Origin of the sequence: Rhizobium skierniewicense, from assembly GCF_014196515.1 — a bacterium.
In the GTDB taxonomy this organism is placed as follows: domain Bacteria; phylum Pseudomonadota; class Alphaproteobacteria; order Rhizobiales; family Rhizobiaceae; genus Agrobacterium; species Agrobacterium skierniewicense.
Genome location: NZ_JACIDV010000020.1, coordinates 39947 through 45946, shown reverse-complemented (window position 1 = coordinate 45946; position 6000 = coordinate 39947). Strand labels below are relative to the sequence as shown.

At 57.4% G+C, this 6000-nt stretch carries 4 protein-coding genes and 1 tRNA gene; 2 read left to right on the top strand and 3 right to left on the bottom strand.

All coding sequences use genetic code 11. From position 1 onward, the window contains the following. Positions 1–18 precede the first annotated feature (18 nt). Both GGQ73_RS21910 and GGQ73_RS21905 read left to right on the top strand, forming a co-directional pair. Positions 19–95, top strand: a tRNA-Met gene (locus GGQ73_RS21910). Positions 96–618: 523 nt separating this feature from the next. Continuing rightward, a complete protein-coding gene (locus GGQ73_RS21905; protein ID WP_183897855.1) occupies positions 619–981 on the top strand; it encodes a hypothetical protein in 363 nt (120 codons plus the stop codon). A 73-nt stretch (positions 982–1054) separates the two neighbouring features. On the opposite strand, the gene recQ is transcribed toward GGQ73_RS21905, so the two are convergent. The 3 genes from recQ to nirD all read right to left on the bottom strand — a co-directional run bounded on the left by recQ (position 1055) and on the right by nirD (position 5940). Beyond that, positions 1055–2863 carry a DNA helicase RecQ gene (recQ, locus tag GGQ73_RS21900; protein ID WP_183897850.1) on the bottom strand — a complete coding sequence of 603 codons (1809 nt, stop codon included), beginning with the start codon at positions 2861–2863 and terminating at the stop codon, positions 1055–1057. Positions 2864–2950: 87 nt separating this feature from the next. Further along, positions 2951–5608, bottom strand: a complete 2658-nt coding sequence (locus tag GGQ73_RS21895; protein WP_183897849.1) for a nitrate reductase — start codon at positions 5606–5608, stop codon at positions 2951–2953. Positions 5609–5610: 2 nt separating this feature from the next. Beyond that, positions 5611–5940, bottom strand: a complete 330-nt coding sequence (gene nirD, locus GGQ73_RS21890; RefSeq protein ID WP_183897848.1) for a nitrite reductase small subunit NirD — start codon at positions 5938–5940, stop codon at positions 5611–5613. Positions 5941–6000 lie beyond the last annotated feature (60 nt).

Here is a 6000-nt window from a genome sequence, read left to right as displayed (position 1 = left end):
AGTGCAAAAACCTGGTAACGCGGGGTGGAGCAGCCCGGTAGCTCGTCAGGCTCATAACCTGAAGGCCGCAGGTTCAAATCCTGCCCCCGCAACCAAAAAAACACCTAACACCTTCCATTCCAAATATTTGCACTCAAGCTCCTCACCATAACGGTCCAGGAGCTCTTTGCGTTTGGCCTCCGTGTGATCTCGCCAGACGCAATGCGGGACATCAGGTCGGTGCCCGCTGCGGCAAGGAAATGATGCTCCAGCAGATCGAGAACCTCCATCGATGCCATGATACTGGAGATGTCGCCATGCACCTGCAGGCTCGCCGGTTGACGACCGGGTGTCTTGCCAATCACCACAGTCTAAATGAGGGTCCGCAAGATCGGCATCAGACGCCGTTTGGCGTCTTCGTTGGCGTTGTTACGGGCAAGGAACAGCAGCTTACGGATCGAACCCTCTGTGCTGGCCGGCGGGTGTACGCGTTTCTATCTCGTTCCCGCAAACCGGAGTTGTGCGGTCGTCCGTTTCTGATCTGCTCTCGCTGTGGATAGGGGATTGCTTGCTGACGGAGACGGGCTATATTTCCAGATGCGACGAAGAAAAGCTTGGGAGGAGCGTTTCATGAGACGGATGTGGCCTGACGAATTCAATTCTGTTTTGGACAATGCGCAAGAGGTCACGCTCGATGTGCCCACACTCGATCCCGCCGGTCATCAGCGCGGAGAGATAACGAAACGTCAGGCGCTCAAGGTGCGCATGACGCAGGCTGATTATGAACGGGTCTGGCCGCTCGCCGAAACCCGTTACAGAGTCCAAGGTCCACTTTCAGGCAAGGCTATCACCCTCATTACCAACAATCCGCATTATCAAAAATGGCATCCCGTTGATGGAGGCGTGGAGCAAGGCGTGTCCGATAGCGGTAAGCCTTTTCAGACACCCTATGTCGTGGCCTATTTTCTGTTGGACGACGTGAGCGAAAAAATAGAGGCGTAACCGCTGCGACCCTACAGGCGCTTTCTGACCGCGCTAGATGTCGTAAATGGCGAGTGACGCTTTCGTCTTGTCGCTATTGAGACATAAACTGCGAGATGACCTCGAGAAATGCCGGGCCGTAGCGATCCAGTTTGGCGTCGCCGACGCCCGGTACTTTTGCCATCTCGGCTCGTGATGTCGGCCGTGCACCGGCAAGTTCGATCAGTGTCTTATCATGGAAGATGACATAGGGCGGCAGATTTTGGGTACGAGCGATCTCCATACGGCGTTCGCGCAGGGCCTGAAACAGTGCCGCGTCTTCATCGGGAAGGCTGATGGTTCTGCTTCCACTCAGATTTCGGTCACGGCTCGCCTTGCGAGGAGCCTGAGGTTTCCGCAACATCAGCGTCGGCTTTTCCCTGAGGAACTGCCGGCCGGTCTCAGACATGGAAAGGCCACCATGCCCCTCAAGATCGACCTCAAGCAGGCGTGATGCAATCAATTGGCGAAAGATGGCTCGCCAGGTCCTGTTATCATGTTCCCTCCCGATACCATAGGTCGAGATCTTGTCGTGGCCAAAGCGGCTCATTCGTTCGTCTTCTGCGCCCAGCAAAACACTGATGATATAGGCCTGACCGAAGCGTTCACCCGTTCTATAGATGCAGGACAGAATTTTCTGGGCAGCGATCGTGCCGTCAAACAGTTCCGGCGGTTGGGCACAGGTGTCGCAATTGCCGCAGGGTTCGCAACTGTCGCCGAAATAGGAGAGGAGAGCCTGTCGTCGGCATCCAGCCGTTTCAGCCAAGCCCAATAACGCATCCAGCTTCTGCCGTTCCATATGCTTTCTTTGGTCGGATGCGTCGGATTTTTCGATAAATCGATTGCGTAACGCGATATCGTCAGAGCCGTAAAGCATGAGAACATCGGATGGCAGGCCGTCACGACCGGCTCGGCCTGTTTCCTGATAATAGGCCTCAATGCTGCTGGGCAAATCGATATGGATGACGAAGCGCACATCCGGCTTGTCGATTCCCATGCCGAAAGCAATGGTAGCAACCATGATGACGGCTTCGCCGTGTTGAAATCGGGTCTGGTTGGCCTCACGCTGCTCTCTTTCCATGCCAGCATGGTAAGAGAGTGCATCATACCCCTCCGAACGCAGCCATTCTGCCGTTTCCTCGGTTTTTCGTTTGGACAGACAATAGATGATGCCACTCTCGTCCTGATGATTTCTCAGAAAATGTTTGACCTGAGATCTCGGATTGTCCTTCTCCATGATGGCGTAGCGAATATTGGGGCGGTCGAAGCCTGCAATGAAGGCGTCCTTTCCGTCGATGCGCATATGCTCCAGAATTTCGGCGCGTGTCGGCTCATCCGCCGTCGCCGTCAGGGCCATGCGTGGGGTGTGTGGAAACCGCTCTGTCAGCAGATCCAGTTGCCGGTATGGCGGCCTGAAGTCATGACCCCATTGGGAGAGACAATGCGCCTCATCAATTGCGATGAGCGACAGGGGCACATCCTGAAGCGCATCCAGCACATCCGGCTTCAGCAAGGTTTCGGGTGCTGCGTAGAGAATACTGACGCGACCAGCGCGGATGTCGGCCCACAGCGCCCGCCTTTCGTCGGGTGAGAGGTTTGAATTCAGCGCTTCGGCCCTGACGCCCGCCTGGCGCAATGCCGCGACCTGATCGACCATCAGTGCAATCAGCGGCGAGACGACGAGGCCCATGCCAGGCCGTGAGAGCGCCGGAATCTGGTAGCAGAGAGACTTGCCGCCGCCTGTCGGCATCAGCACGAACGCGTTGTTCCCGGCGATGACGTGCTGGACGATGTCTGCCTGCTGCCCCCGGAAGGTATCGTAGCCATAGATGGTTTTCAGAATATGGAATGGATCAGTATTCACGGATGTCTTCTTTAAGATTCGCTCGCGCGGCACCTCATTCCATATTCAGGATAATCACAACCCCTTTAAAGCGGGATACACCGGCAATCACTCTGCTGCGGTTTTGAGGCAGCCATCGATGATACCTCTGATCTCGGCACGACAGGAGCCGCAATTGGTTCCGGCATTCAGGGTTTTGCCGATGGCTTCGACAGTGCGGCATCCATCGCGTATTGCCGTGGTGATCTGGTTGACACCGACGCTGAAACACGAGCAGACCGTGGCACCGGGGTCCGCTTTGCCTGCACCAGGGCGACCCGCGACCAGCGCGAACCGTGTGCGCAAATCGTCATGGCGGGTGGTCAACTGGGAAATGGCCCAGTTGCGGGCGACGGCCACAGGCGTGTTGGCGATGAACAAAGCCGCGAGCAATATCTCGCCCTCAAAAAAGGCAAGACGCACCTGACCGGCGCTGTTGTCGGCGTAACCGATTGGCTCAATACGGGAACAGACGCCGAAAACCGCACGTCCCCAACTCGTCCAGTCCTCGGGCACATCTTCGAATGCCATTTCGAGACGATAGCCGCCGTCTGCCTTTGCCAGCGCCCAGTAGGCGCAATCAAGATCCTGCGGCTTGTTCTGCGTCACGGCAAAGGCATAGGCTTTCGCTTGAAAACGTTTGGCCTTAACGGGAGTATTTTTCGATGCGGGCTGGCCGGAAAACGGGTCAGTGACGGAGGGAACCAGCTTGTCGACGCGGGCATTGGCGGCGAACTGGTCGTTCCAGTGCATGGGCACAAAAACATGGCTCCGCACTTGGCGGTCCGTGACCAGTGCGCGAACAATGATCCTGCCAAGCGGGCTTTCGATTTCGACGAGATCAGCGCTTTCGATGCCTGATGCCATGGCGTCGCGTGGATGCAATTCCACGAATGGCTCGGCGATATGCGATGACAGGCGCGCGCTTTTTCCAGTGCGCGTCATGGTGTGCCACTGGTCGCGAATGCGGCCGGTGTTGAGTGTCAGGGGATAATCCGCATCAATGCGTGAGGCCTGTGGCAGTGCGAGGCTGATAAAGCGGGCCTTGCCATCGTTATGGAAGAATTTGCCGTCAGCAAAGAAACGTGTGTCTTCTGGAACGCCAGATAGGGGCTGCGGCCAATTGAACGGCTGCATGTCGTCATAGTCCGCAGGCGTCAGCCGAGAACACGCTCCGATATCGAAATCACGTGTTCTGTCGTTTTCGAATGCCGACAGCGCGGCATGTTCGGCAAAAATATCGGAAGGGCTCGTGAAGGCGAAAGCATCCACAAAGCCCATGCGCTGGGCCACTCCGGTCAGCTGCCACCAGTCAGCCATTGCATCACCCGGTGCTGGCAAATAGCCACGCTGGCGGGAGATGCGACGTTCCGAATTGGTGACGGTTCCGTCTTTTTCGCCCCAGCCGAGCGAGGGCAACAGAACATGGGCGTGGCGTGTCGTGTCCGTGTCCTGCATGATGTCGGAGACGACAACGAAGGGGCAGATTTTCAGCGCTGCCTCGACGGCGCTGGCGTCCGGCATGGAAACGACAGGATTTGTCGCCATGATCCAGAGTGCCTTGATACGGCCATCCGCCACGGCCTTGAACAGGTCGACCGCCTTCAGGCCGGGCTTGTTGGCAATAACGGGTGAGCCCCAGAACCGCTGGACTCGGTCGCGATCATCGGCATTTTCGATGGCCATATGGGCTGCCAGCATGTTGGCGAGACCGCCGACTTCGCGACCACCCATGGCGTTGGGCTGACCGGTCAGCGAAAACGGGCCCATGCCCGGCCTGCCGATGCGACCGGTGGCGAGGTGGCAGTTGATGATAGCGTTGACTTTATCCGTGCCGCTGGCCGATTGGTTGACGCCCTGGCTGTAGCAGGTGACGACTTTTTCAGTGCTTTCGAAAAGCTGGTAGAAGCGTGTCAGCTCCGTGATGGACAGCCCGGTCGCTTCGGCAATCTCGTCAGAGCTCAACGCGGTTGCGGCTTGCACAGCTTCATCGAAACCGTTTGTGAAATTCGCGATATAGGCGCGATCAATTGCGGGACGTGTTGCCAAGTGGGCGAGAAGGCCAGTGAACAGCGCGACATCCCCATCCGGGCGGATGGCCAGATGAAGATCGGCGATATCGCAGGTCATGGTGCGGCGTGGGTCGATGACCACGATGCGCATGTCTGGGCGCTCTGCCTTCGCGGCGGCAAGACGCTGGTAGATGACGGGATGGCACCATGCCAGATTCGAGCCGGTGAGGATGACGAGATCGGCGCCTTCGATGTCTTCGTAAAGTCCTGGTACCGTATCCGAACCGAAGGCGCGACGATGACCGGCGACGGAAGACGACATGCACAGCCGCGAATTGGTGTCGATGTTGGCAGAGCCGATGAAACCTTTCATCAGCTTGTTGGCGACGTAATAGTCTTCGGTCAACAATTGGCCTGAGACATAAAAAGCCACCGAATCTGGTCCGTGTTCGGCAATGGCGGCGGAGAATTTCGAGGCCACGAGATCAAGCGCGCTGTCCCACTCCACCCGCTCGCCATCGATCTGTGGATAAAGCAGCCGCCCGTCCAGATCGATGGTTTCCGCCAGTGCGGACCCCTTGGAACAGAGCCGCCCGAGATTGGCAGGGTGATCGGTGTCGCCTTTCACGGAGACGGTGCCATCATCCGCAATGTTGGCAATGACGCCGCAACCGACGCCGCAATAGGGACAGGTGGTCTTGACCTCTTTTGCCATGGTCACTCCGCTGCGATCATCCGGCTTTCGACAGCAACCGAAAGCTGCCCATCCACATTGCGAATGGGAATGGTGCGCACGGCACCCTCATCCGCACCCAACGCCTTGCCGGTTTCCAGCGAAATCACCCAGTTGTGCAGGGGGCATGTGACAGACGCGCCATGCACGATGCCTTGGCTGAGCGGCCCACCCTTGTGCGGGCAATGGTCTTCGATGGCATAGACATCGTTTTCAGCCGTGCGGAAAATCGCGATCTTGCCAGCCGGCGTCTTTACGCAACGTGCGCCGCGCAGAGGAATGTCTGAGATATCTCCGATATCGACCCAGTTCATTGTTTTGTCCTATCCTTCGCGGTTAGAATTTTGGTGGGGTGAAAACTCCTCTTTTCACCC

What these genes read in the sequence shown, in the direction of transcription:
- GGQ73_RS21895 (WP_183897849.1), bottom strand. Translation starts at nt 5,608, where the DNA reads ATGGCAAAAGAGGTCAAGACCACCTGTCCCTATTGCGGCGTCGGTTGC.
- nirD (WP_183897848.1), bottom strand. Translation starts at nt 5,940, where the DNA reads ATGAACTGGGTCGATATCGGAGATATCTCAGACATTCCTCTGCGCGGC.
- GGQ73_RS21905 (WP_183897855.1), top strand. Translation starts at nt 619, where the DNA reads ATGTGGCCTGACGAATTCAATTCTGTTTTGGACAATGCGCAAGAGGTC.